General features: G+C 42.1%; 27 protein-coding genes and 1 tRNA gene. 8 read left to right on the top strand and 20 right to left on the bottom strand.

Annotation, left to right across the window (positions count from 1 at the left end; all coding sequences use genetic code 11):
• Positions 1 to 7 precede the first annotated feature (7 nt).
• The 12 genes from flgK to ACWU4D_RS07400 form a co-directional block, all read right to left on the bottom strand.
• Complete coding sequence (gene flgK / locus ACWU4D_RS07455) at positions 8 to 1,882, bottom strand: flagellar hook-associated protein FlgK (protein WP_456050777.1); 1,875 nt, start codon at positions 1,880 to 1,882, stop codon at positions 8 to 10.
• A gap of 218 nt (positions 1,883 to 2,100) precedes the next feature.
• Entirely contained in the window at positions 2,101 to 3,033 is a 933-nt protein-coding gene (flgJ, locus tag ACWU4D_RS07450) for a flagellar assembly peptidoglycan hydrolase FlgJ (RefSeq protein WP_456050776.1), read from the bottom strand.
• 8 nt (positions 3,034 to 3,041) lie between these two features.
• Complete coding sequence (locus ACWU4D_RS07445) at positions 3,042 to 4,133, bottom strand: flagellar basal body P-ring protein FlgI (RefSeq protein ID WP_456050775.1); 1,092 nt, start codon at positions 4,131 to 4,133, stop codon at positions 3,042 to 3,044.
• A 59-nt stretch (positions 4,134 to 4,192) separates the two neighbouring features.
• Positions 4,193 to 4,990 (bottom strand): flagellar basal body L-ring protein FlgH, encoded by a 798-nt coding sequence (gene flgH, locus ACWU4D_RS07440; RefSeq protein ID WP_456050774.1) that lies wholly within the window; start codon positions 4,988 to 4,990, stop codon positions 4,193 to 4,195.
• Positions 4,991 to 5,011: 21 nt separating this feature from the next.
• Positions 5,012 to 5,800 (bottom strand): flagellar basal-body rod protein FlgG, encoded by a 789-nt coding sequence (gene flgG / locus ACWU4D_RS07435; RefSeq protein WP_456050773.1) that lies wholly within the window; start codon positions 5,798 to 5,800, stop codon positions 5,012 to 5,014.
• Positions 5,801 to 5,819: 19 nt separating this feature from the next.
• A complete protein-coding gene (locus ACWU4D_RS07430) occupies positions 5,820 to 6,569 on the bottom strand; it encodes a flagellar basal body rod protein FlgF (protein ID WP_456050772.1) in 750 nt (249 codons plus the stop codon).
• Between the two features lie 170 nt (positions 6,570 to 6,739).
• The gene (flgE, locus tag ACWU4D_RS07425; protein ID WP_456050771.1) at positions 6,740 to 8,044 is read right to left on the bottom strand and encodes a flagellar hook protein FlgE; all 1,305 of its coding nucleotides are present in this window, start codon (positions 8,042 to 8,044) and stop codon (positions 6,740 to 6,742) included.
• Between the two features lie 28 nt (positions 8,045 to 8,072).
• On the bottom strand, positions 8,073 to 8,783 hold the full coding sequence (locus ACWU4D_RS07420) for a flagellar hook assembly protein FlgD (RefSeq protein WP_456050770.1): 711 nt from the start codon (positions 8,781 to 8,783) through the stop codon (positions 8,073 to 8,075).
• 17 nt (positions 8,784 to 8,800) lie between these two features.
• Positions 8,801 to 9,217 carry a flagellar basal body rod protein FlgC gene (flgC, locus tag ACWU4D_RS07415; protein WP_456050769.1) on the bottom strand — a complete coding sequence of 139 codons (417 nt, stop codon included), beginning with the start codon at positions 9,215 to 9,217 and terminating at the stop codon, positions 8,801 to 8,803.
• Between the two features lie 5 nt (positions 9,218 to 9,222).
• Positions 9,223 to 9,618: a flagellar basal body rod protein FlgB gene (gene flgB / locus ACWU4D_RS07410; protein WP_456050768.1), complete on the bottom strand. Its 396-nt coding sequence runs from the start codon at positions 9,616 to 9,618 to the stop codon at positions 9,223 to 9,225.
• Positions 9,619 to 9,935: 317 nt separating this feature from the next.
• Positions 9,936 to 10,763: a CheR family methyltransferase gene (locus ACWU4D_RS07405; protein ID WP_456050767.1), complete on the bottom strand. Its 828-nt coding sequence runs from the start codon at positions 10,761 to 10,763 to the stop codon at positions 9,936 to 9,938.
• Between the two features lie 14 nt (positions 10,764 to 10,777).
• Positions 10,778 to 11,707: a chemotaxis protein CheV gene (locus tag ACWU4D_RS07400; protein WP_456050766.1), complete on the bottom strand. Its 930-nt coding sequence runs from the start codon at positions 11,705 to 11,707 to the stop codon at positions 10,778 to 10,780.
• Between the two features lie 83 nt (positions 11,708 to 11,790).
• Between ACWU4D_RS07400 and flgA the strand changes: the two genes are divergently transcribed.
• The 3 genes from flgA (at position 11,791) to ACWU4D_RS07385 (ending at position 13,442) form a co-directional block, all read left to right on the top strand.
• Positions 11,791 to 12,531: a flagellar basal body P-ring formation chaperone FlgA gene (gene flgA, locus ACWU4D_RS07395; RefSeq protein WP_456050765.1), complete on the top strand. Its 741-nt coding sequence runs from the start codon at positions 11,791 to 11,793 to the stop codon at positions 12,529 to 12,531.
• 137 nt (positions 12,532 to 12,668) lie between these two features.
• Positions 12,669 to 12,983, top strand: coding sequence for a flagellar biosynthesis anti-sigma factor FlgM (gene flgM / locus ACWU4D_RS07390; protein ID WP_456050764.1), 315 nt, complete (start codon positions 12,669 to 12,671; stop codon positions 12,981 to 12,983).
• Positions 12,984 to 13,016: 33 nt separating this feature from the next.
• Entirely contained in the window at positions 13,017 to 13,442 is a 426-nt protein-coding gene (locus ACWU4D_RS07385) for a flagella synthesis protein FlgN (protein WP_456050763.1), read from the top strand.
• Between the two features lie 184 nt (positions 13,443 to 13,626).
• Here ACWU4D_RS07385 and ACWU4D_RS07380 read toward each other — a convergent pair whose 3' ends face one another.
• Together ACWU4D_RS07380 and ACWU4D_RS07375 are read right to left on the bottom strand one after the other, a co-directional pair.
• Positions 13,627 to 14,061, bottom strand: coding sequence for an LPP20 family lipoprotein (locus ACWU4D_RS07380; RefSeq protein WP_456050762.1), 435 nt, complete (start codon positions 14,059 to 14,061; stop codon positions 13,627 to 13,629).
• Positions 14,062 to 14,072: 11 nt separating this feature from the next.
• The gene (locus ACWU4D_RS07375) at positions 14,073 to 14,708 is read right to left on the bottom strand and encodes a FlgO family outer membrane protein (protein WP_456050761.1); all 636 of its coding nucleotides are present in this window, start codon (positions 14,706 to 14,708) and stop codon (positions 14,073 to 14,075) included.
• Positions 14,709 to 14,867: 159 nt separating this feature from the next.
• Here ACWU4D_RS07375 and ACWU4D_RS07370 point away from each other — a divergent pair, with 159 nt between their 5' ends.
• Together ACWU4D_RS07370 and ACWU4D_RS07365 are read left to right on the top strand one after the other, a co-directional pair.
• Positions 14,868 to 16,001 (top strand): flagellar assembly protein FlgT, encoded by a 1,134-nt coding sequence (locus ACWU4D_RS07370; protein ID WP_456050760.1) that lies wholly within the window; start codon positions 14,868 to 14,870, stop codon positions 15,999 to 16,001.
• Between the two features lie 53 nt (positions 16,002 to 16,054).
• Positions 16,055 to 16,131 (top strand) — tRNA-Arg (locus tag ACWU4D_RS07365).
• Between the two features lie 621 nt (positions 16,132 to 16,752).
• On the opposite strand, the gene ACWU4D_RS07360 is transcribed toward ACWU4D_RS07365, so the two are convergent.
• From ACWU4D_RS07360 to ACWU4D_RS07335, 6 genes are all read right to left on the bottom strand, one after another.
• Entirely contained in the window at positions 16,753 to 18,123 is a 1,371-nt protein-coding gene (locus ACWU4D_RS07360; protein ID WP_456050759.1) for a DUF3987 domain-containing protein, read from the bottom strand.
• A 106-nt stretch (positions 18,124 to 18,229) separates the two neighbouring features.
• Positions 18,230 to 18,526, bottom strand: a complete 297-nt coding sequence (locus ACWU4D_RS07355) for a hypothetical protein (protein ID WP_456050758.1) — start codon at positions 18,524 to 18,526, stop codon at positions 18,230 to 18,232.
• Between the two features lie 92 nt (positions 18,527 to 18,618).
• Positions 18,619 to 18,840 (bottom strand): helix-turn-helix transcriptional regulator, encoded by a 222-nt coding sequence (locus ACWU4D_RS07350; RefSeq protein WP_456050757.1) that lies wholly within the window; start codon positions 18,838 to 18,840, stop codon positions 18,619 to 18,621.
• Positions 18,841 to 18,927: 87 nt separating this feature from the next.
• Positions 18,928 to 19,710: a hypothetical protein gene (locus ACWU4D_RS07345; RefSeq protein WP_456050756.1), complete on the bottom strand. Its 783-nt coding sequence runs from the start codon at positions 19,708 to 19,710 to the stop codon at positions 18,928 to 18,930.
• Positions 19,707 to 20,981, bottom strand: coding sequence for a tyrosine-type recombinase/integrase (locus ACWU4D_RS07340; RefSeq protein WP_456050755.1), 1,275 nt, complete (start codon positions 20,979 to 20,981; stop codon positions 19,707 to 19,709). The genes ACWU4D_RS07345 and ACWU4D_RS07340 overlap by 4 nt, the downstream gene beginning before the upstream one ends.
• Before the next feature lie 265 nt (positions 20,982 to 21,246).
• Complete coding sequence (locus ACWU4D_RS07335) at positions 21,247 to 22,311, bottom strand: bifunctional transcriptional activator/DNA repair enzyme AdaA (protein WP_456050754.1); 1,065 nt, start codon at positions 22,309 to 22,311, stop codon at positions 21,247 to 21,249.
• Between the two features lie 191 nt (positions 22,312 to 22,502).
• Here ACWU4D_RS07335 and ACWU4D_RS07330 point away from each other — a divergent pair, with 191 nt between their 5' ends.
• The 3 genes from ACWU4D_RS07330 to ACWU4D_RS07320 all read left to right on the top strand — a co-directional run bounded on the left by ACWU4D_RS07330 (position 22,503) and on the right by ACWU4D_RS07320 (position 25,124).
• Positions 22,503 to 23,426 carry a DMT family transporter gene (locus ACWU4D_RS07330; protein WP_456050753.1) on the top strand — a complete coding sequence of 308 codons (924 nt, stop codon included), beginning with the start codon at positions 22,503 to 22,505 and terminating at the stop codon, positions 23,424 to 23,426.
• 118 nt (positions 23,427 to 23,544) lie between these two features.
• Positions 23,545 to 24,315, top strand: a complete 771-nt coding sequence (locus tag ACWU4D_RS07325) for a siderophore-interacting protein (RefSeq protein ID WP_456050752.1) — start codon at positions 23,545 to 23,547, stop codon at positions 24,313 to 24,315.
• Positions 24,316 to 24,617: 302 nt separating this feature from the next.
• Complete coding sequence (locus ACWU4D_RS07320; RefSeq protein WP_456050751.1) at positions 24,618 to 25,124, top strand: Fe3+-citrate ABC transporter substrate-binding protein; 507 nt, start codon at positions 24,618 to 24,620, stop codon at positions 25,122 to 25,124.
• The last annotated feature ends 42 nt before the right edge of the window (positions 25,125 to 25,166 follow it).

Here is a 25,166-nt window from a genome sequence, read left to right as displayed (position 1 = left end):
TTCCTCCCTATCTCAACTGCAAAATGCTATTAAAGGTTTCATTGGACGCCTGCATGATGCGTGACGAAGCCAAATACGCCCGTTGAAATTTCATCATATTGGCCGCTTCTTCATCCAAATTTACGCCAGAGATTGACGCAACTCGTGATTCAGCCGATTCTTGTTCTAAACGTGCAACATCGGTGAGTCGTGAGGCCGTTGACAGTTTCACGCCAACGTCCGTATTAAGATCTTGATACACATCCAACAAGGTTGATTGATTGTTGTTTAGCGACTTGTCTGTCTGAATGTCTTGAATTTTACGTAAGTTGCCATTATCACCTTCCGATGGCACCAAGTTTGCGGTGAATTTATCCCCAGCAAGAGCCCCTTCCGATAGTTCAAAACTCGTACCTTGAACCGTCACATCACCCGAAGGTGGATAAGCTTGATCTGCAAGTAACACGTTGCCATCTGTATCTGTGACTGAGAACCGATCGCCCGATTCAGAGATATAGATTTCGAATTCACGCAGTTCACCTGCTTGTTTTATTTTGAAACTTGCCGATCCCACAGCAAACGTCGTCGATGCTTCGTAGCTTTGTGCCGCTATTTCAGATGGATCATCAAGAGTGAGGTTAATGTTTGCCGCCCCAAAACGTGTTGGACGAATTAAGATCCGCTCTCCCTTTTCAGGTTCTTCATTTACAACAATCCGCAGACCATCGATATTGATTTCTCCACCTTTCGCTTCAAGGTTGGATGTTTTCCCATTAGGAAACGTCGTGATGTATTCATTGCCATCAAACAACAATGAGTACTCTCCAGATTTAATTTGGTTCATGTCATCGATATAGACAGAGATGTCTGCCTTTGAATCGGTTTTTGCTACAACACGGGCTTTGGCCGTCGACTCTAAGTTCACATCAGTAAACATGTTTTTACCGACATTGCCATACAAGTCTAAGCCTTGCTTCTGCAATTTATTCACATCATGAGAAAGAGAAGTGGCAACACGTCCAATTTCATCAATGAGATGTGGAATGTGCTCATCTCGCATATCAAAAAGAGCACCCATTTTGCCGCCGATATCGCGTTCACTTATCGCTTTTATACCCTTGCCTTCAACCATCGCTAAGCGGTGTTGTTTGGGATCCGGTGAGCCATCAACCATCTTGATTTGGCTTGCTTCAGTACCCGATACTAAGGTGTGACCGCTGCCGATAAGAATGTTAAAGCCTTTGCCATTTTGTCTCGTGACCACGTTGACTTTTGTCATTTCCGCCAGCTCTTTTACCAACTTCTCGTGCTCATCCATTAAATCATTATGTGGCCCTTGCGTTTTCATCATCAAGCGTTGGGTATCACGCAGTTTTAGGGCCAATTGGTTAATCCGTTCAACACCAACATCCAAACCTTTATTGATCGTGTCATATTCACGAGTCACGGTATCGTTAAAGTCATTGAGGTTTTGTGTAATAAGCTGCGCTTTTTCAAGCACGATTTTTCGAGCACCGACATCATTAGGGGTATCCGCTAACGTTTTTACGGCATCAAACCAATCGTTAATATTTTCGGGAATTTTTCTCGAGGAAACGGAAGAAATAAGATTTGAGAGCTTATCGAGATTCTCTTCAGCGTCATGCTTATTTGCGTATTCGGTAGTGGCAAAGTTCAGCTCTTTGACGGCAAATTGATCCCAAGAGCGGCGAACATTTTCCACATGCACACCCATACCGTAAGTTTCACCGCCGTAACTACGAGGAGCGTTCGTCCCCTGAATAACAGATTGACGGCTAAACCCTTCCGTATTGACGTTTGCGATGTTATGACCTGTTGTATTGAGTTGTCTCTGAGCGGTTAATACGCTCTGAGCACCTACACTCAATAAATCGGACGCCATAATTTGCTCCCTAACTCTTCAATAAATCTTATATCAAGTTAAAAGCAATATATATGCCAAAAGTAAATGTAATTGAAAGATGGCTATTTTATGGTGGCAATTCAATATATTAAAAAAAACGCTAGCACCTTTCGGTACTAGCGCAACTCCCCCGAAACTTCATCCCGTATCGCATTATTTCGCAGATTTATCGTAGATGAAGCCTTTAAAAAATCGTTTTATATTGAATTCATTTGTTCTATTTGTTTTTGTACTCTTAGTACTTTATTTGCATATTCAGGATCCGTGGCATAGCCTGCTTTATGGATTCCATGAATAAACGCATCATTCTTATTATTGTTTTGTAACGCTGATTGATAACGCGGGTTCTGATTTAAGAAACGCACATAATCATTAAAACTTTCTTGGTAAGTCGGATACGCACGGAATGCGGCTTGTTCCATTACCGGTGTTTTCTCATGATATTCCAAAGTTTGTGTTGCAACTTTTTCTCCCTTCCAACTGCGGTCCGCTTTAATATTAAAGAGGTTATTACTGCTTTGACTCGCATTTTTAACAACCTTTTTACCCCAACCAGTTTCCAATGCGGCTTGAGCCAAAAGTAAGGATGGTGAAACCCCTAGGCTCTTCGCTGCTTTTTCAGCATACGGCTTCAATCGGTTTACAAAATGCTCTGGAGAGTCAAAACGTTTTGGCTGCTGTACATATTGTATTGGTGGTGCCACTTGTACTTTGTCAGCGTTATCAAGTCCTCTTTCGGCATTCGCACGATTAACACGAGCCATCGCTTCTTCGAAACGATCACTTCCTGCTTTTCCAGTCTCATTCGACTGACCAGCAGATAACTGTTTTACGATCATGTCTGCCAAACCAAGGCTACCAGATGCACTCATTTCACTAGAGCGTTGCTCGTCTAACATTTTTCCGTAGAAATCTTCTGTCTGACTATCAAATAAGTCTGACTTAAATTCTTTATTTGCATCACGCATTGAATCAAACAACATCGTCGTAAAAATCGATTCAAATTGCTTCGCAGCGGCTTCTAAGGCTGATTTTTCACTTGCTTCATCACCGTTAATGGCTTGCTGACGCAGTGTGTCCAACTGAGTGATATCTTGAACAAAACCTATATCGCTAGGATTATTAATCATACATCCACCTAGATAATGATCAGCTGGCCTTCAATGGCTCCAGCTTGCTTAAGGGCTTGTAATATCGCCATAAGGTCAGAAGGGGCAGCCCCGACTTCATTCACGGCTCTGACTAAATCATCTAAAGAAACACCAGGCTGAAACTTAAACATTTTTCCCTGTTTCTCACTGACTTGAATATCGCTATCGGCAACAATGGCCGTATCGCCATTGGCAAGCGCGTTTGGTTGGCTTACCGATAGATTCTCTTTGATTGCAACTGTCATGCCACCATGAGTTACTGCCGCTGGTTTTAATCTCACGTTCTGACCAACAACAATGGTCCCCGTACGAGAATTTACAATAATTTTTGCGACACCTTCTGCAGTCGTAAACTCTAGGTTTTCAATCGCGGAAAGAAACGCGACTCGCTGAGCTGAATCTCTCGGAGCTCGAACTTTGACGGATGTAGCATCCACAGCCGTTGCCATTTGAGGACCAAGGAAATTGTTGACTGCATTTGCCATACTTTGTGCGGTCGTAAAGTCAGAATCGAGCAGGTTAAAGGTAATAAAATCGCCGCGCGAGAATGGTGTTGGTATTTCTTGTTCAACTGATGCGCCATTTGAAATCATGCCTACTGTTGGGTTATTACCGACAATTCGTGAACCATCAGCTCCATCAGCACTAAACCCACTTACCACTAAGTTACCCTGAGCGACAGCGTACACTTTGCCATCTAACCCCTTTAGAAAAGACTGCATCAAGGTACCACCTCGTAAACTTTTTGCGGACCCAATTGACGAGACAGTAACGTCAATAGTTTGTCCTTGTTTAGAAAACGGTGGTAACTCAGCAGTAACGATCACAGCGGCAACATTTTTTGCTTTTGGGCTCGTTCCTTGCGGCAATTGAATGCCGAAATTTTGTAACATGGCATTGAAGCTTTGATCGGTAAATGGTGTGGATTCCCCCGTCCCAGGCAAGCCTGTTACCAACCCATACCCCACCAATTGGTTGCTACGCACACCAGCGACTTCTGCAACATCTTTGATTCGTGCTGCTTGAGTCAAATTGGCTACAAAAAAGCTAGCCATCAATACCAGTATTGTTTTTTTCATCGTAGTAACCTTCTTTCTACGTTCGCCAGCTTGTCAAAAATTCGACTTACTCAACTTGATTACAGAGCTACATTAAAAAATCGTGCCAAGAAACCAGGCTCTTGCATATCTTGATTGGTTCCGGTGCCTGAATATTGAATTCGAGCATTAGAAATTCGATTTGAAGCGATGGTATTATCGAAGTCGATATCGTCTGGACGCACCGTCCCACTTAAGCGGATGTACTCATCACCAGAATTTAATGTCAGCCATTTCTCACCGCGAATGATTAAGTTACCATTAGCCAACACTTCGATGACTTCCACACTAATTGAACCTGAAATACTGTTGCTCTGGTTTGCCGCGGCACTGCCAGAAAAATTATTGCCGTTAGTTAAGTTATAAGACAGGTTGTAATCGCCAATAGTCAGTTCTTGCCCCCCCACTTCGAGTGGGTCCATTGAAGCATCATTGTTTTTCGATAAATCCGCATCGGCACTCTTTGCCGCCTTGGTACTTTCATTCAACGTTACCGTTATGATGTCGCCCACATTTCTTGGTTTTGCATCATCGTATAAGTCATTCGCCAACATTTGACTGAATAGTGACCCTGTTTGTGCTGCATAATGCTCTGGGTTTCGTCTGGCGTGAATCGGTGCCCAAGCGGGATCATCGGCAACGGGATCAATCCGAGTTCTCAGTCCATCAACCATTCCTGGCTCACTTTCCTGAGATTTGTCACCTTCGACAGCGTCCACAATTGTGGTTCCTTGATCGGTCATCTCTTGCATCATGATTGGATCCATAATGGTACATCCAGATAACAGCAACAATATCGCTGGAATACATAGTGAATTCAGATCTAATAATCTCTTCATAACGATGCTCGCTTTACTTCATTACAACTGCTGGTTCACATAGCTCATCATTTTGTCTACCGCTGAAATCACTTTGGAATTCATCTCGTATACACGCTGAGCTTCAATTAAGTTCACCAATTCTTCGGTCACATTCACGTTTGAACTTTCAAGCATCGATTGGCGAATATTTCCTAACCCATCAAAACCCGGAACCCCTTCTTGCGGGTCTCCACTTGCACCGGTCGATAGGTAGATATTTTGTCCCACTGGCTCTAAACCACCTGGGTTTATAAAATCTACGGTCGTAATTTGACCTAGAACTTGGTTATCTTGCTGACCACGAATTCGAGCGGAAACTTGCCCATCATCACCAATCGTGACGGAAACAGCATCTTGTGGGACGGCAATTTCTGGCTGCAATACGTAGCCGGAGCCTGATGTCACAATCGAACCTTCCGAATTTAAGGTGAACTGACCATTTCGCGTATAACCAATGTCCCCATCTGGCATTAGAATTTGAAAGAAACCGTCGCCTTCAATCATCATATCCAAACTATTTGAGGTAGTTTGCGCGTTACCATTAGTGTGAACTTTTTGCGTTGCAACAACTTTAGAACCTGCACCTAACATCAACCCACTTGGTAATTCAGTGTTTTGCGATGATTGGCCACCAGCTTGGTTCACATTTTGATAGAAAAGGTCTTCAAAGACTGCTCGGCTCTTTTTAAACCCAACAGTCGAGGCATTCGCCAAGTTGTTTGAAATCGTTGATATATTGGTCTGCTGTGCGTCTAGACCAGTTTTACTTACCCATAATGCCGGATGCATAGAATTCTCCTTACCTCAATTAGCTAGTGCGTAGTAGAGAATCAGACGCTTTGTCCATCTCTTCTGCTGTGCTCATCATTTTGACTTGCATTTCAAATTGACGCTGAAGATCAATCAACGATGTCATTTCACCGACAGCGTTAACATTACTTCCTTCAAGCGCACCCGTTAAAATCTGTACATCTGCTGCGGCGTCATAAGTCGCGTCGAGGTCTTTCGATCTAAATAGACCAATGGCATCTTTGTATAACGAGCGATTATCCGTTTTAACTAATTTAATTCGATCGACAACTTCCATCGCATCGGCAGGAGCTCCCTGCGGCAACACCGAAATTGTGCCATCTTTACCAATTTCAACCTTGCTTAGTGGAATTGGTAAGGTAATGGGTGCGTCAGTTTCACCAAGAACTAAATGGCCTTGGCTATTCATCAGCAACCCATTTTGATCGATTTGTAAATTACCGCTACGAGTCAAACCTTCTTGACCTGAAGGGTCGAGAACAGAGAGCCAACCATCCCCCTGAATCGTGACATCAAGATCTCGGCCTGTGGTGATAACACTGCCTTGAGCGAAACTGTGACCTGGGCGTTCAGTCATACTGAACACTCGAGTCGGTAGTCCGTCTCCGTAGGCTTGCATCGAGCGAGCTTGTGCTAAATCAGAGCGAAAACCTGTTGTGCCAACATTGGCCAAGTTATTTGCTTTAAGCTGCATAGCTTGCATATTTTGTTTAGCACCACTCATGGCTAGAAATAATGCGCGATCCATAATTGACTCCTATCCCGTCATACAATAGATAACTTGCAATAGGTGTGCCAAAAATTTAAATTAAATAAAATCAATGAGATATGATTTATTTGTACTAAATTGCCGCGAGGTTGCCGCTGATATGGCAAGATCACGCGGCAAATGCCGGCGTGATCTTGATTAGGAAAGGATTATCGAATTTGTAATATCGTTTGTTGCGTTTGGTTATGAACTTCTAATGCTCGTGAGTTCGCCTGGAAGTTTCGTTGCGCTGAAATCAAATCCACCAATTCTTGGGTCATATCAATGTTGGATTGCTCTAATGTACCGCTATTAACAGTACCGAATGAACCTTTGTTTGATTCACCCCAGATTCTAGAACCCGAAGCTGTGGTTGCATCCCACTGAGTACCACCTTTCTTATCTAGGCCTTGTTCATTTGCAACTCGAACCAATGCAATTCGCCCTAGGGTGATATTTTCACCATTTGAGTAAGTACCAAGAACGCTACCTGTTTCATCAAAATCTAATTTGGTTAGGAAACCTGTCGTAGCGCCATCCTCATCAAACTTGCTCAGTTCAAAAGGTGCGGCAAATTGGGTTGCTGCGTTTAATCCAAATGAAAGGGTTTGATTCACATCAGCACCATTTAAATCTATTGCATTCTCACCAGTACCTATTGGCTCTGACACCACATTATTGCCACCGTTAATACTCGCCAACGTACCATCGTTATTAAACTTCATGGTATGGCCCGCATGGCCAGTTGGAGTTGTCGCATCACCACCAACGATATTAATTGGCTTCTCACCCTCAGCATCTGACGCGGTATAGTAAACTTGCCATGTATTCGGCTGAGTTTGATCTTTGAGGTAATAAGTTGTCAATTTGTATGACTGCCCCATTGAGTCGTAAATCGTTGAAGAGGTCGAACGGTTAAACGTTTCTGGATCAGAGAAATCAAACAGTGTCGGATCTTTTAGTTCGCCATTTGCCGGCAAGTTCACTCCGACCTCTATATTTGCTGTCTGTTTAGGTTTACCAAACTCCGCAGGAATATTTATTGGTGAAGGTTCGTAAGACAGAACATCCCCTGTATCTGGGTTAACCTGATAACCCAAAACAAACTCATCGTTAGACGACACCATGTAGTTATCTTTGTTCAAGTGGAATGCACCGTTACGCGTTAACTCATTCGACTGTGGCGCTAGGCGATCTTTTGCCACAGCAAAAAAACCGGTACCCGCAACTCGTAGATCGAGTGGGTTATTGGTATAAACACTTGAACCTTCATGGAACTGCTGTGCAACCTTGTTCGCTTGTACACCTGACCCTGGAGTCGTCTTCGCGTTGGTAAAGATAGAATTTGAATATACATCACCAAACTCAGCTCGAGATTCTTTAAACCCGAACGTATTCGCGTTAGCAATGTTATTACTGGTTGTGTTGAGATCTAATTGGGCCGCAGATAGACCACTTAACGAAATATATGACATTTGAAATTCTCCTATCTAGCTAGCGTAATCACGCTTTGCCAACTTCTAATACTTCGGCTAATTTCACTGGTGATTCAAACCCAGCAAGATTCAGCAATACATTTCCGTCACCTTTGCCAAGAAGGACGCTATTCACATTTGCATACGTTGAAACTTCGAACTGCTTGCTCTCTCCATCAAGGAGCCCCGATGCTTTCACTTTATATTTGCCAGCCGGCAATGAGTTTCCGTTGGCATCTTTGCCATCCCATTGAACGCGAGTTTCGCCAGGAGGTTGTGCGCCGACATCAAAGGTTCTAACAAGTTGTCCAGCTTCATTTTCAATTCGAACAAACAAATTATTTAACGCTTGAGGTAAATCGATCTTAGCCGACATACCTGCTGCATCATCTTTCTTCATACCGACCGATGATTTAACCAATACATCTCGACCCACCAATGAAGAAGCTTGCAATGCTTGATTAGACGTAACCGATGAATTCAAGTTTTCAAACTGGCTGTTCATTTGACCAATACCATCTACAGTGGCAAATGAGGCCATTTGAGCGATCATTTGGTCGTTACCAACTGGCTTAAACGGGTCTTGTTGTGCTAGCTGTTTCGTCAGCAAAGACAAGAAGTCATCTTGTTTTAACTCTTGCTTACCCGTTACTTCATCAGGCTTTTTCTTCTCTTGAAGGTTATTAAGCTGATCCAGGTACGACAAGCCATTTTGACCAACATTATTTATTCCGGCCATACGTTATCTCCTAACCCTTACTGACCCATCTGCAATGTTTTAAGAAGCATCTGTTTACTCGCATCGGCAAGCTGTACGTTGGTTTGGTACGCTCGTGAAGCAGAGATCATATCCGCCATCTCTTCCATAACATTAACATTTGGCTTGTAAATATACCCATCTTCATTTGCTAGAGGATGGTCTGGATTATATTCCGCAGTCAATGGTTTATTACTTTCAACAATTCCCATCACTTTAACAGGAACCGTATAATCTTTTTTGCCTTTAGCGTTATCAAACTCTGCGGCAAAGACAGCGTGTCTTGCTTTATAAGTATCTTTTGCTGAGCTACTAACACTATCAGCGTTCGCTAAGTTGCTTGAGGTAGTATTTAGACGGACAGCCTCAGCACTCATTGCTGAACCAGTCACGTTAAAGACATTAAATAAGCCCATCTATCTTACTCCCCTTTCAATGCTTTGGATAAGTTACGAAACTTACCACCTAAGAAATCTATTGATGCTTGATGCCGTAATTGGTTTTGCATAAACAGGTTACGCTCCAAATCCATATCAACGGTATTGCCATCGCCAGTATCAGGTTGAGTCGGCAAGCGGTAAACCTCTTCCCCGATCACACTATTGGTGGCAGGAATATGCCGTCCATCAGTACGTGCCAAACTAATACTTTGACCATGACTTGCCGCTTGTAACGCGGCATCAAAATTGAGTGCTTTAGCCTTATATCCCGGGGTGTTTGCTTGTGCAATATTCGAGGAGATCACTTCTGCATTCCGCTCACGAACACCGATTGTGTGCTGGTGGATACCTAATGCTTTGTCAAATGATATGGCCATAATCTGCCTCGCCCAAGAAGTTTTCACTCTGTTACTGAAATAAAGCAAGTAGCGTACCAACTTTTAAATTTATCGACTAAAACTGTAAAAATGATTAAAAAGCTACCGTTTTCATTCAAACCTACAGGCTTATTCTCATGATCACCTGCAATTTCATACCTACGGGTAAACAAGAAAGCGGCAACGAATCTACGCTTGCAGTAACGACCAACAAGATTGCAATAACTACACCAATTATTGGGGTGCATCTATTTTTTGATTCTACTAAACGAAAAAAACCCAGCCGAAGCTGGGTAATAAAGGTGAAGATAATTAGGTTATTTCAACTTATAGACAATACCAGGGTTGCATCGAACCATTTCAAATTTATCCGTCAATCCCGTTAACGATTCAGATGCGCCTAACATTAAGTAACCACCTGGATTTAACGAACTTGCCATTTGGTTCAGCACCTGAGATTTCATTTCCGCCGAGAAGTAAATCAAAACATTTCGGCAAAAAATAATGTCAAATTTCCCAAGAGACGCGTAGCTCTCCATCAAATTTTGCGGTTTGAATGTCACCAAACGTTTTACATTGTCTTTCACTTTCATTCGGCCATCATCGACGTTTTCGAAAAACATACGGCGACGTTCAGGCGATAAACCACGACCTAAAGCCAAGTTGTCATATACGCCTTGACGACAAAGATCGAGCATCGTGGCAGAGATGTCTGTTGCTGTAACCGAAATGCCTGAAAATTTCCCCGCGTTTTTTTGCTGCATTTCTAAAATAGTCATCGCCATCGAATAAGGTTCTTGACCTGAAGAGCTTGCCGCTGACCATATTTTCAGCGACCGCTTATTCTCTGATAGCTCGGGAATCAAACGTTGAGCTAGAACTTCAAACGGGTAAGTATCTCGGAACCACAACGTTTCATTTGTTGTCATGGCATCAACAGCCGCAATACGCAATTCACGATTTCGCCCGATTATCACATCTTTCAACAACGTCGATAAAGAGTCGTGCTTAAACTTAGTCACTAAAGGACTTAAACGGCTGCGAACTAAATACTGTTTACTGTCACCCAGGACTATACCGCACTGAGACTCTAAAAAACCGCAAAACTCTTTGTAGTCTTGATCACTTATTGTTATCGCTGTCATGTGTTTCTCTTTATTTAATCAACTAGCGCTTGTTTAACTGCATTACCGAGTTCATCAGGGTTGAACTTAGCAATAAACATGTTTGCCCCAACTCTCTCAACCATAGCTTGGTTGAATACCCCACTCAATGAAGAGTGAAGAATCACATAAAGATCTTTTAGTTGGGCGTTTCGGCGAATTTCAGCGGTCAGTGTATAGCCATCCATTTCTGGCATCTCAATATCAGATATAACTAACGTAACATGATCGCTAATATCGCTCCCATCCGACACAAGTTCAGCCAGTTTATCGTAGGCTTCTTTTCCGTCTTTCACTGCAATGACTTCAAAGCCTATCGATTCAACCGCGCGTTGAACCTGCTTTCTAGCGACGGTAGAATCATCTGCAATTAAAATTCGGTTAACAAACTGCTTACTTTGTTTCACTTCTTCGATTTGCTGACTAATATCTTCATCCATCGCTTCATCGATAGGCGTAATCTCAGCAAGAATTTTTTCTACATCAAGAATCTCAACCAGTTCGCCTTCAATGTTCGTAACCGCTGTTAAATAGTTTTTCTTACCTGCAGCTTCTGGTGGCGGCAATACATCTTCCCAGCGCATATTGACAATACGCTCTACCGAACTCACCAAGAAAGCCTGAATTGAACGGTTAAATTCCGCGATAATAACAAAGCTTTTATCAACATCAGTGGTAGGTCGACCGCCGATTGCTTTGCTCATATCAATCACCGATACTGTCTGACCTCGAATATGAGCCACCCCTTTTACGAGATGGTTAAGGTTTGGCATCATGGTTAGTTTTGGGCACTGTAGTACCTCTTTAACCTTAAATACGTTAATCCCGTATCGCTGATGACCATTCAAGCGAAACGTTAGTAGTTCTAATCGGTTTTGACCGACGAGTTGTGTACGCTGATTCACAGAATCAAGAATACCCGTCATATGCTCATCTCCATCTCAAACTTTTTTTTCTAAAAAGTGATACTCTAACTAAAGCGTCTAGTAAAAAAGGGAAACAGAAGAAAATGTTCAAACCATGTTTACCCCATGCGTATAAACTTAAGTGTAGAGCTATATCGCGACTTTGTTGCAACTTTATCGTATTGATTGTGTTTTTCTTTAGCTCTTTTGTGCATTCAGCCACTCAAAAACAGCTGGATACCATCCGCCAACTGGCTGAAGAGTATACGATTAGTTCAATAAAACCACCTGAAGGTGCCATCGTTGAAGCAAATGCGGCCTCTCTTGATAATCGGATACAAGCATCAGATTGTCCAACTGGATTGAGTGCTTTTTCTTCATCGAAAAATGGTTCTGTTAGCAACATCACTGTTCTTATCAAATGTGAAGTCGAAAATTGGCGTGTTTATGTTCCAGTTAAACTAACGACTCAGATTCCAGCAGCCGTTGCATTGATTCCTCTTTCACGAGGCCAAGTTATATCCTCGAGCCAAGTGGCAACGAACATGGTGAACGTTTTACGCCTGCGCCAACAAGGCTATTTATCAACATCACAAATTATTGGTGCAAAAGTTAAAAGAAATATTAAATTGGGCGATATAATAGACAGCAATGATATTTGTGTTGTTTGCCGCAATGAAACGGTTGTCATTAAAGCAATCAAAAATGGGATGGTTATTACGACTCGAGGAACGGCACTATCTGATGGTAATTTCGGTCAGCAAATAAAAATTAAAAACTCAAAGTCAAAACGAATTATTGATGCTCAAGTCTCAGGAATTGGGGAAGCCACCGTTCGTTTTTGATGTCACGGTCTCCCAAACTACAAGCATTATGACGTTTAATAGCAATAACAAGAAAAATTTAAAATAAAGTGCTAAAGTCTAAAGTGGTTTAGTCGATAACGACAGTACATCCAACTAACTTATGAAAGGCTCATACTATGGCAGGTATTGATAATATTCGATCTGGTCACTCTTTAACGAACACCAGTCGAAGCTCCGTAAAGTCGGAACAAACCAAAACAGAATCCCCTGAATCACAGAGCGGATCATCTGTTAAAGATGCCGTTTCGATTAGTGATCAAGGTAAAGCTATTGGTCAAATGTCATCACAATTGGCAGCAACACCAGCATTTGATAATTCAAAAGTACAGGCGATAAAAGAAGCGATAGCCAATGGCTCTTATGTTGTTGACGCTGAAAAACTCGCCGATAATATGATCCGTTTCGAAAACGAGCTTGGTGATGTAAGTTAACTATTCATCACCATTTCTCAAGAGGTGTGAACTATGGCGTTATTACAAGAATTACTTGAATTTCAGCTCAAGAATGCGCAATCACTTTTGGCGTTATTTGAGCAGGAAAAAGACGCGATCACACAACGAATCTCAAGTGATATTGAACAACTCGCAAAGCAGAAAATGGTAATGGTCACCACAATTAGTGACACTGACAAACGGATAGAAGCTCATCCAGACGTTACGAGCCTGACTGAAGATGAAGCAAACGTCCAGCTAGTTGAGCAAATTCAAACCGTTATTCGTGAATGCCATATCGCCAACGATGTAAATGGTCAAGCATTAGAGCGCGCTCATATTAGCTTCAATAAACTCAATAACATTCTAAATCAAAGCCAAAATAAAATGGGTATGACATACAGTGCTGATGGTCAAACAAAATCAATTTCAACATTGGGCACCAATATTAAAGCGTAACTAAACGCTCTCCTACCCTATAAAGTTAACGTATCCTATTGAAGTTCTATCAAGATTTAAAAAACAAAAGCGGCAACCTAGGTTGCCGCTTTTGTTCGTATCACTGTTATTTATTATGCGTTGACGATAAACAACAGTTGAGTCAATTTGGAGTGACATGACTTGTTTAGATAAATATGTTGAATTAGAAAATCGTTTGTTGACGCTTATCTGGTACTTGTTGAACCTCACCATAATCTCGAAGCCGGCTCATTTTATCAACGTTCAATCGAAGTTCAGTGACATAGCTATCGCCCACTTTATAACTACGAACGACCTCGGCTCCACGGATAATGCCGTCGACCGCACCTGTCGTTCCTTCTGCCCCTAAACGTTGGTCTTTCAATTCAGCACGACCACTGACTCGCATACCATAAACCTGTTCAGCTAACTCACGATAAGCATCAAGTTTAGAGGCTCGCATAGCTCGAACCTGTTTTTCTTCAACGTTCTTGCCTTTCTGTTCACTTATCGAGGCATACCCTACCGCATTCAACCATTCATCAATCGCTAAAGGTTGCATTTGTTGACATCCCACCATCATAAATGACATCAGTAGAACTAAAATCCACGTTTTCATCACATTGATTCCTATGGTCTAAGAATAACAGTATAAGGCTGAGTGATCGTCGGGTCAGAGCGAATCATAACACCGTCTTCTGTTCGCATCGTATTCAGAGTATCTAAATCTCTCCCGATACGATCTGCAGGTAAGAACCCTTGTGCCGTCGCAACGACGATGCGAGTTTTCATTCCTACCACTCGAGCATTAACCAATACACCACCTTCTTGACGCAGCATTGTACCCGTTAAGACATATTGAATATCTTGTTGCTCAGCGAGATCTTTCCAATTTCGACTCAATGCGAAGTCGCCCATCTGAGTAACTTGAATCGATCCTGTGGTTTTATAGTCGACAACTTTAAAGCCACGTTGCTGAAATTGGTTGATAAAGCTCTCTGATACTGAATTCCCTAACCAGTTCGTCATATCCATATTTTGCAGATCAACAAATGACGTTACAGCTATCGGTGTACGAGCGGTAACACTGGTGTTCGACACAATCAAATCTTCTGTCATGCTTTGTACGAAGAAATCAAGAGTATGACGAGGGCTCTGAGCTAACAAAAACTCAGTTCCACTATAAGGTTCTTTACCATTGTAGATCGGCGCAAACGAGCACGCCGTCAACAAAAATATGGGGGCTAACATTAGCAATTTTTTCATAATTTCATCTCCAAATATACCCAGGCTGCACGGCGACCAAATTTTGACGATAAAACTGGAACGCTCTTTGCTTTTCTTTATTCAACAGTTAGAAAAGTCTTGCCGGACTATATAACTGTTAAATACAAAGCAAAAACCGTACCTAACTGGAATAATTCAATGAAAATAAAATTTATTGCCAACTTGCTGCTCGCTTCGCTGATGCTATTTTCATCAGCTGCTAATTCCGCATGGTACGAGGTAACAGGTCGTTCAGCCATTGTATCCACTCAAGAGCAAGCACGTTTAAAAGCGTTAGAAGATGCGATTTATCAAGCTGTAAACTTCTCTGGAGCCGACATTGGTAGCATCAGTAATCTTTACCCTCTATTGAACGCCAACAAGAATGAATTCATCTTTACCAACCATGAAGTTCGCTATGTACTGGTAGAAAGTCGCAATATTATCAATGATGAAATGTTGGTGAGGGCAAAAATTGACATCTACCCATCGGCAATGGGTTGCCACGTAGAGCAGTATAAAAAGACATTTCTTGTTGGTAATTTAAATTTAGAGTCACCTCAGCAAGCGGTAATGGGTCAACTTTATAATATAGGCGATGACTTTGCCGAAATTCTTCACCGTCAGTTAAAACAAGAAGCTCGTAGCTTTATCTCCGTCGGCACCACCAACTATGGAATAAATAAAGAAAGCCCAGAACGCATTAAAATGATAGCGGAAGATAAATCCGTGCAGTATCTATTAACAGGAAACATTACCGATATGACCGCAACTATTGCGGTAGATAACGCGGGTAATGAAATTATTAATCGCCAGTTTGCATTTGAACTGAGAGTGTTCGATGGAAAAACGGGAAATGAAATAATGGCGCGTAATTATCGAGAAGTTGCTCGTTGGCCTTTTCCAAAAACCAGCCGCATTGATACCCAAAGCGCTCGCTTCTGGGCATCAACTTATGGAGAAATGTTATTAAATTTAAGCCGTCAAATAATGCTCGATCTAGAGTCCAACCTTTCTTGTAAAATCACTTTACCTGAAATAATAGTAAAACGAGATGGACTCGTTATGATGGATCTCGGACGCATCCACGGAGTAAAAGAAGGTGACAAATTACAATTATGGCATACCGGTACATTTATCGATCAGCGTGGTATCCCACGCAATAAAGTAACCAAGAGTAATATCACGTTAACCGTAGGCCGAGTTTATGAACACGAAGCTGAATTGCATGTCGACCAACCCAATCTGGCTTCAAGTATCCAAATTGGCGATGTTATGCACAAACAGTTATAAATACGAGTTTAGTAGTTAACTTATTCAAATATTTCAGTACTATATATAACTATGCTCCCGTGGCACAGCTGGATAGCGCGGCCCCCTCCTAAGGGGCAGGTCACAGGTTCGAATCCTGTCGGGAGCGCCAATCATAACAAGGCACTAAAAGCTAGCAACCACTAACCAAAGAATACAAATTTCAATTTATAGTCAAGTTGTTAGTCAAATAAGGAATTAGCAAGGCATCATTTCGCATTAAAATAAATCAAGCGAAACAACCACACAAAGCAGCCATCTAGACACCTAATGATGTCTAAGTATTACTGGACGTGGACTTAAGAAATGTTTCTATCGATGTCGAAAAATTTCTTTTCGGGACTACGATAATGAGTTCCGAATATTCCTTCTGGACTCTAAGATTGATGTTGAAGTATTGTGGTGCGTGGACTCAAAGTATACTGGGGCAAGAAAGGTGTGTTTTGTCTCGTTTAGTTAAAATTGACCACGATGGTCAATTGAATTGACCATACTTAGCCCTTATAGAACAGGGTTTCAAGCCAAATGGTCAATTTGGTCAGTACCCCAAAAAGAAAAAGTAAAATATCGTCAGAAAGTCAGTGAAAGAAAAAGCTAAAAATAATTGACCATTTTGACCATTTCCTCTCCTGCTCTTGTGTGGCAAGACTTTTCCGTGGTCAGTTAATTGACCATCAGTTGACCAAGACTGACATTTCCTGCTCGTGTAAAAAACCGCCCGTAGGCGGCTTAGTCAAGCTAGGGCGATCATCGCGTCATTTAGTGGGTCACTGGGCTTTTTGGTTATATTCAAGAAATCCCGTTCCGCTAGGCTCTCTATTGTTTCTTTCACTGCCTCCGTGTCTCTAGATTTGCCACGAATAAAGCATTTTCGCCGTGATAGCTTTCTAATGACTTCAGCACCAATAACACGCCGCTTAGGCTTAATGTACTCAATAACGGCCCTCTCGCGCTCGCTGAATGTCACTATAGCGGATTCAGATATAAGCGATTTGATGTGCAAAATGTACAGATCCACTATTGCCATTGCTTCCTTTACCCGGTCATCATGGATTAGCAAATTGTCATCGTCATTGCTCAAATGCAAACAGGCTGCAATTTTCATCACGTGAATATCGTATTTTCCGATCATACCTCGTAGTAGCGTGTTAGCGTTTTCGCCATCGTTAGCAATTGTAGGCTCTAATTCATTACGGCGGAGTTTTATTTTATCCCAACTTCTAACACTTAATGACATCGCTGGTAGGTCGTTATAATCCATATTAGTAATCTTGCCATACAACCCCACCAGCGCGCTGTAATAACGACACACTACTTCCCCATTCATTTTGTGGTAGCAAGTGTGATCGCGTTCCCCCAGCAAGGTAGGCTCAGCCCACAACATGAAGCGCTCAATTACACCACTAGTATCTGACGCCTTTAGCAGGTTCTCAATCATACCGTCCTGAGCAATAGCGGAAATTGCCCCGACAACATAACCAGTAAAGCCATCGCGTGATTTTCGTTTTGAGCTATGCCACTCGCCGTTAAACCCCTTAAGTACTAAGTCACGGTTTGCAACAGACTTTGAATCTGAGTAGCTAACGCCCATGAGCGTGTTAATAGCCCCTTGTTCCGCGCTAGCTATCGAGTAGTAGCCGTTTGAGTGTGACAGGCTCATATCTAGTGCTTCGGGCGTTGCATCGGTTATAAATTCAAACATGCTGCTTAGCCGTTGCTGCATTTGCTTTAACTCTGATTTGAGTTGCTTCTCTAAGTTTTTATCGCTCTCGCGGTCAATTGCATCCTGCTTCTCTGCGATGTCCTTGCGAATAACCTTGCTCTCGCGCATTGCTTCCTGAATAACAGGCTTCTGCGCCTCGGACAAAACTCGACTTTTAGCAGCAGCTGGTGGTTGCTCACCACAAAAGTTAATACTCAATGGCTGCGATCCAATATGCTCATAATTCACGCGATAAGCGCGACAAGCAACCGAACTAAAAATACTAAGCACTGTTAAAAATGTGGTATTTCTCGGCATCATTGCGCTTTGGGATAGTTCATCAGCAAAACGAGCGATAGAAGTATGAGGGCAGCAACGAATTAAGTCTGAGCACTCGCTCATAAACTGTTCAATTTTGTTGCAGGAGTTATTATTCATAAGCTATGATTCTCTCAGGTAGAGGAATAGCGGTAAGTTTGGACGCTGCACCGCTAGTCCGTTTTATGTGTTAAGCCTGCTGCTTGTCAGTGGGCTTTTTCTTTTCAAGAGCGCGATAGTCAGCGCTTATTTGCTTATTAATTGCAATTCGAATAACGCGTTTTAACCCATCACGATAAAAGCCCTGCTCCGTCGCTAAGTCCATTAACAGTTGCTCTTGATGGTCTCGGTTCTCAATCGCGCCCCCGTCAAATTGCATAATGGCTGACATGTTGCGGCTATATGTGAAGTGAATGCCATTTGCTTCTATTAGCTGCTGAACGTTTTCAAGCGTTTGTAGTGGGCGGCTGTTTCTGGTGTTAAACATTGCTATCCCCTCCAAGCACTCGATGTGCAAAGTTGAGAAAGGCCGCTTTAGAGTTAATGCGCTGGAGTACAGCGACTTGAGTAGCAGTTAGTCTAGGCATGAGCAACACCTCCCTCTAAGCCATTTAGGATGGCATCTAGGGTGCTTGCTCGATAGCCGATAGCACGGCCGTTAACCATTAGCGACTGTGGAATGATTTTGTCTTTTGCGTACCAACGCCAGAGGCTCTTGGGTGAGCGGTTTAGGATTTTCGCGACTTCACTCATAGGAATAACGCGGTCAAATTGATTATTTGGGGTGTTTTGGTTGTTCATATTAAAGCCCTTGTTCGTTGTAGGAGGGCCAATTAAAGCTGATTTGAGAAGATATGAACTATTGGAGGATCATTGCCACTTTTTGAGTTAGCGGCGTTTCTCGATAGGTGAGCTGAGTGTTGCTCGCGGTTTGATGAACTTTGAACCGATTTGCTTCTTTGTAATACCTTTGTACTGACGTTTTTTTTCTCGGTGATAAACAAACTCGTAATAAATGCTCGCTGATGGTTCAAACTCTATCAGCATGCTGACAAGGTAATGCTCATTTCTCTTTATTGAACTATTACTACGAGCGCTAGATTGAGATGACTCTGGATTCGGCATGTCAATATCAGCCCACCATTTAAGCGAGCCAGAAACCGACTCAATAAATTCCTCATTCGAATTAGTTAATCTGTAGCTTCGAACCGATTTAGCAAGGCTTACAATCTCTTTCGCTGTTTCTGGTAGTCCTGCTTTTAGTCTTTTAATTTTTCGCGGTGATTCGGCTTGAAATACATCATCATCAAGAAATTCAGCTAGTTTTTTCATTGACAGCGATTTATTCGCTAAGCTAGCGGCGCGATTGGCTTTTTTGACTAGATTATTCATGTATTTTACGTGATCTTTGTTTAGCTTTTCAGCGCGTCCGTCCGTGAGTCTGTCATGCTCAAGTTCAGCAAACGCATCGATAGTGTCAGCCATAAATAAAAACACAGGGCTAAGTTCGCTTTCATCAAAAAAAGACTTATTGAATGCAATCGCTCGTATGTTTATGTAGTTGCGATAATTGCCAAGTGCAAGGTAGGCCTTCTCGACTTTTGAAGGATCAACTCCTTGCTTTTGTGCATATACTTTAAGCTGTTCAACCTCTTGGTTTTTATTGCTCATGATTGCTTCCTAAACTCAAGCACATTAGCCACCTCGGATTCGTTTAGTCTCTGCTCCCAAGACTCTAGTGCTCGGCGCTTTTCTGGCAAGTATTCATATCGATCATAATGTTTCGTTGATACGTCATTGAGCGCATGGTTTTGTAGTCTGTCGCGGATCTCTTTGCTCAGTCCAATCTCACCCATTAGTGTTTTGGCTGTGCGGCGTAAGTCTCGAGGAACAAACTTTCTAAATCCTGTACTCTTGCAGTAGTTACGAATTAATTTGGAAAAGTTAACAGGGTCGAGATGCTTCATGGCATTTTTGCGCGGGAAAAGATTCTCACTTTCTGAGTGATATTGCTTGAGCAGGACAAACAAATCATAAGCAGTCTGAGTTAGTGGAATTAGATTGGGCTTATGATTCTTGGAAATGTCGGCTTTAACTTCAAAAGTGCGCTCATCAAAATCCACGGCACCCCACTTACTAGCCATTAACTCATATGGACGTTGCCCACCAAGATATACGCACAACTTGATAAGTATCGACACATCAGGCTTAAAATTATCATCAGCCTCATTGATTAGCTGTTGTAACTCACGTAGTTTTAGCCAGTTATCACCAGCGCGTTCTGCGTGCTTTTGCCTTGGAACGGCTGCGACAGGATTAAACTCGATGCCAAATACAGTATTAGCGCTCATGTTTGCAGGGTCATTATCGTGTTTTAATCCAAAGCTGAAAGCGGCATGGAGGTAAGCTCTCACTTTGTTACTTTGAACAACTGCATCCCTTTGAATCATTTTGGCAAGCAGCACTTTTACATCAATGGGTGTGACATCCTTAGCCTTTTTACTCTTGGCAATCGATGTATAAACGTCACGCTCTATAGCTTTAATAATCCGAGCGCCTGATCGTTTGCCCTCAAGTGTTAGCTTAGCCACATAGCCATTAATTAACTGCTCAAGACTGCCCTTTGCTTTCTCGGCTTCTTCTTTTGCCCTCCTTTCGTTTTCCAGCGACAAGAAATGTTCTTTAAGGTCGATACCTTGAACAAGTAGCGAACCCAACTCGCGCTGCTTATCTCTAGCTTCAACAAGTGACATCGCTGGAATTGCGCCGACTGCTATGAACTTCGCTTTGCCATTGATGAAATAACGAAACGTAAACCTCTTTGAGCCCTTCGGAGTAACCTGAACCCCAAGCTTGCCTGTGCCTCTTTCGCTGTTTGAATCCCAAACGTAGTAAGGCTTATCTTTTGGCTTTAAACCAATTATCTGCTTTGCTGTTAACATCGTTGACCACCTTGTTTGACTATGCGTTTTTTAGTCAAGTTTTTAGTCAAGTTAGATTATACCTAAATGAGAACACATAAGAAACAGCAAGAATACTACCTAACGTAACCCACTAATAACAAAGTACAAATGAACCAGCGTGAGATTTAACGAGAACTCGTAAACTAGAAAGACACACCACTCCTAAGGGGCAGGTCACAGGTTCGAATCCTGTCGGGAGCGCCAAAAAATAAAGACTTAGTGATGAACTATCGCTAAGTCTTTTTTATCGAGACTCGGTTTTCTTTTCCATCTTCAGCAATGCTTTTTTTCTCTCCTCACCCCAGCGGTACCCTCCCAGCGTTCCGTCGCTTCGTAATACTCGGTGGCAAGGGATAAGTACACCAATGCGATTTTTACCACAAGCAGTACCAACAGCTCGAACCGCTTTAGGGTTTTCAATATTTTCAGCAACGTCACCGTACGTTACGACCTCTCCTTCTGCGATACTAATGAGAAAGTTCCACACTTTGATCTGGAATACGGTGCCTTTGATATCGAGTGGAACTTCAGGTTTCGGTGCGCCATGAGAGATATGGTTATCGAGTGCGAGTATCCAGCTGTCTAAATCGGGTTTATCTTGCGCCTCTGAGAGGACAAGTTGCGCCTTTGGGAACTCTTTTGTTACAAGAGAGATCAAAGATTCACGGTTATCACCAAACTGTACAGAGCACACCCCTTTATCAGTTGCTGCCATAATCATCTGTCCAAGAGCGGTTTCTCGACATGCGTAGTAGATCACTTCTCCCTGTCCACCTGCTCTATACGTTTTAGGAGGCATGCCAATATTACGTGCTTTTTCGCCATACACTCGGCTTAGAGACCCAAATCCAGATGAATAAATCGCATCGGTAACACTCTCACCTTCTTTTAGACTGCGCTTGAACTTTCGCATTCTTACAGCATCCTGAAAATGTTTTGGTGATAAGCCAAACATATCTTTAAACGACCGTTGAAGTTGCGAGGAAGACAAACCTGCGATATGACCCAGTTGAGTAAGCGTCATCTTAGTATCAGCATGTTCCTCTATATAGCGAGCGACCTCGATTAACTTAGTGCTCCTTTCATTAACGCTAGCAGGGTTACAACGCTTGCATGGGCGAAAGCCAGCGATCATCGCCGACTCTTGATCATAAAAAAATCTAAGGTTCTCTGATTTGGCCGCTTTGGTTGAACAAGATGGTCGACAGAAAACACCTGTCGTAATCACACCGTAGTAGAATTTCCCATCAAACAGAGAATCTCGATGAAAAACGGCAGCTTGCATGTCAGTTTCAGATGGTTTAGGCATAGCAGACTCATTGGTTCATTAATATGAGCATTACTTAATCATAACGGTTTTCAAAGTAACATCCGATTCTTGCTAACGAATAATTTCTATGTTCTAAAGCCGAGAAACGTAAATATGACACAAGAATCAGATGTTTTTCGAACTTCCCTTCATTACAATCGATGTATCTTGCTGCTACTAGGAATAAAATCATGACAGCGACGATCAGTCACACGATGAACACAAAAGTTTGGTTACTACTCATTTTCCTTTCTCTATTATGGGGTGGCTCTTTCTTTTTCGTTGGTATTGCCGTTAATTCCTTACCGCCACTCACTATCGTCACACTCCGAGTCGGTATTGCTGCTCTTGTATTATGGGGAGTCGTTACAGCGCTCGGGTTGCGTCCTCCCAAAGATTTTAAAATCTGGTTAGCATTTTTAGGCATGGGATTACTTAACAACGTTATCCCTTTTGTTTTGATTGTTTGGGGGCAGACACAGATTGCTTCAGGGATTGCGTCTATCCTAAATGCCGCCACACCCATTTTTACCGTCGTGGTAGCCGGTTTGTTACTCCCTGATGAAAAGCCAACACCATTAAAACTGGTGGGCATTTTTCTCGGTTTTTCTGGTGTTGTTGTCATGATCGGCGTGCCCACTTTAGGCAGTGAGAGTAGCGTATTAGCCCAACTGGCTATTGTCGCGGCGGCAATATCTTACGCTTTTGCTGGGGTGTATGGACGAAGGTTTAAATCATTAAAAGTGAAACCGATAGTCACAGCTGCCGGACAGGTAACAGCGTCTACCATAGTATTGCTTCCATTAACGCTGTTTGTCGATGGAGCAATCGACATAAGTTCAACCAACGCCGTAACATGGGGGGCTATTATAGGGCTAGCCGTACTGTCTACGGCTGCGGCATATGTGATTTATTTTAGAATTTTAGAGCTCGCAGGCGCGACGAATGCTGTATTGGTCACTTTACTCGTACCTGTCTCTGCAATCATTCTTGGATCTCTGTTTTTAAATGAGTCTCTTGAACGTATCCACCTAATTGGGATGGGATTAATTGCCATAGGGTTTTCGGCTATTGATGGTCGTCTATGGCGCCAATTAAAATTGGCTCGAGTGTAATTGACGCATTCGCGTTGAGATCTAGGTTTATCAATATGAAATTTAATATACGGTGTCATACACATTATTAAAAACGACTAGACGTGAGAACAACAAATTCATGAATATGCAAAAGAAAATGAAGAAACCAGCACCCAAGCTATTTACAGTTATTGAGTCTGAACAAATAACACCAAACATGCAGCGGATTACATTGAAAGGTGAAGATTTATCCGATTACCCTGACCACAGTGAAGGCAGTTATGTAAAACTTCAATTCAATACTACAGGTGGGACAGATCTAACCACACTAAACGTTGAAGAACGGCCAATATTGCGAACGTATACTATTCGACACTTGTCCAAAGTTCAAAGCACGATAGAAATTGATTTCGTACGACATACAACAGAAGAGTTAAATTGCGGGTTTGCGGCTCGTTGGGCAATGAATGCGCAAATAGGAGATACAATCAATATCGCCGGACCGGGTAAAATTAGTGAGTTAAGTCTCGATGCGGATTGGTTCTTTACCGTTGCCGATATGACGGCATTACCTGCACTAACAGCGAAAGTTCGTCAATTGCCAAAACAAGCAAAAGGATACGCTGTTATTAAAGTGACATCACAAGATGATATACAGCCCCTAGATGCCCCAAGCAACTTTCAAATTAAGTGGTTAGTGGAAGACGAAATGCTAGAACCAAATGTGAAAACATTACCCTGGTTAGACGGCATAGCTTCGGTATGGGTTGCCTGCGAATTTGATTCCATGAGAGCACTACGTAACTATTTCCGCAACGAAAAAGAGATTCCCAAAGAAAATATTTATATCAGTAGCTATTGGAAAAGAGGCGTAACTGAAGATGGACATAAAGTCATCAAACAAAAAGATGCAAGTGAAACGACCTAAATTAAACAGTATCTCCTTTCTACTGAGTCTTACACAAAGAAGCCCTATAAACGATTTTATCTGATCGCCAGCTCGATATCGCTTTCGTAACATTGCTTCTAAAACTCTACGTTAACTTCTTGAATACAAGTTAACTGGAGTAAAACTCAAATATTTATACACATTACATCAAAATATTTGTGATATATCTCAGCGTTTACCATTTCGATTAACAAAACTACTTTCTTGTCACCGTTATACGCTTCAAATTGAACAAAACTTAGTCTATTATCGCTAATAATAATTATATAGATAAGATGCGAATGACAAAAAGCAACCTTGACACCAATACAGGTCATCGTTTTATTTCTAGAGCAAAAACGGCCTATAAGATCCATATACATACACCAGATGATAAAGTACTTCATCGCTCGGTGGGGTTTATTCGTATTGGTGAAAAGAACGGACTCAAAAAAGCAATCTTATTGCGTAATCAACTTGGTAGTGAAATGTGGGGAAAGCATTGGAGATTACTACTTAAAGATCCTTACTTAATGACAAGACTCCCTCATACTCTAGAACCTAAAATCATCTATAAACCTCGCCCTACCAAAGAAAACCCCGACTACAGAGATGCCTGCTATATTGCGGCTTGGCGAACTTACGATAGTGAAGGAAAATGTAAATTTCATAGTGTCGTGTGTTCCATTCAAAAGCATGGAAAACTTGCCGCATATACAAAAACCAAGAAAGCACTTCTCACCGCTCATAAAAAACACTTAGATTTGCTAATTTTTATGGGGCGCCTGAACAGTATTGCTTTGAAATAAAAAAAACCGAAGCGAATGCTTCGGTTTCCATTTCGATCTAAA

It is taken from the genome of Vibrio phycocola (assembly GCF_053850235.1).
This window is presented reverse-complemented; position numbering and strand designations above follow the sequence as displayed.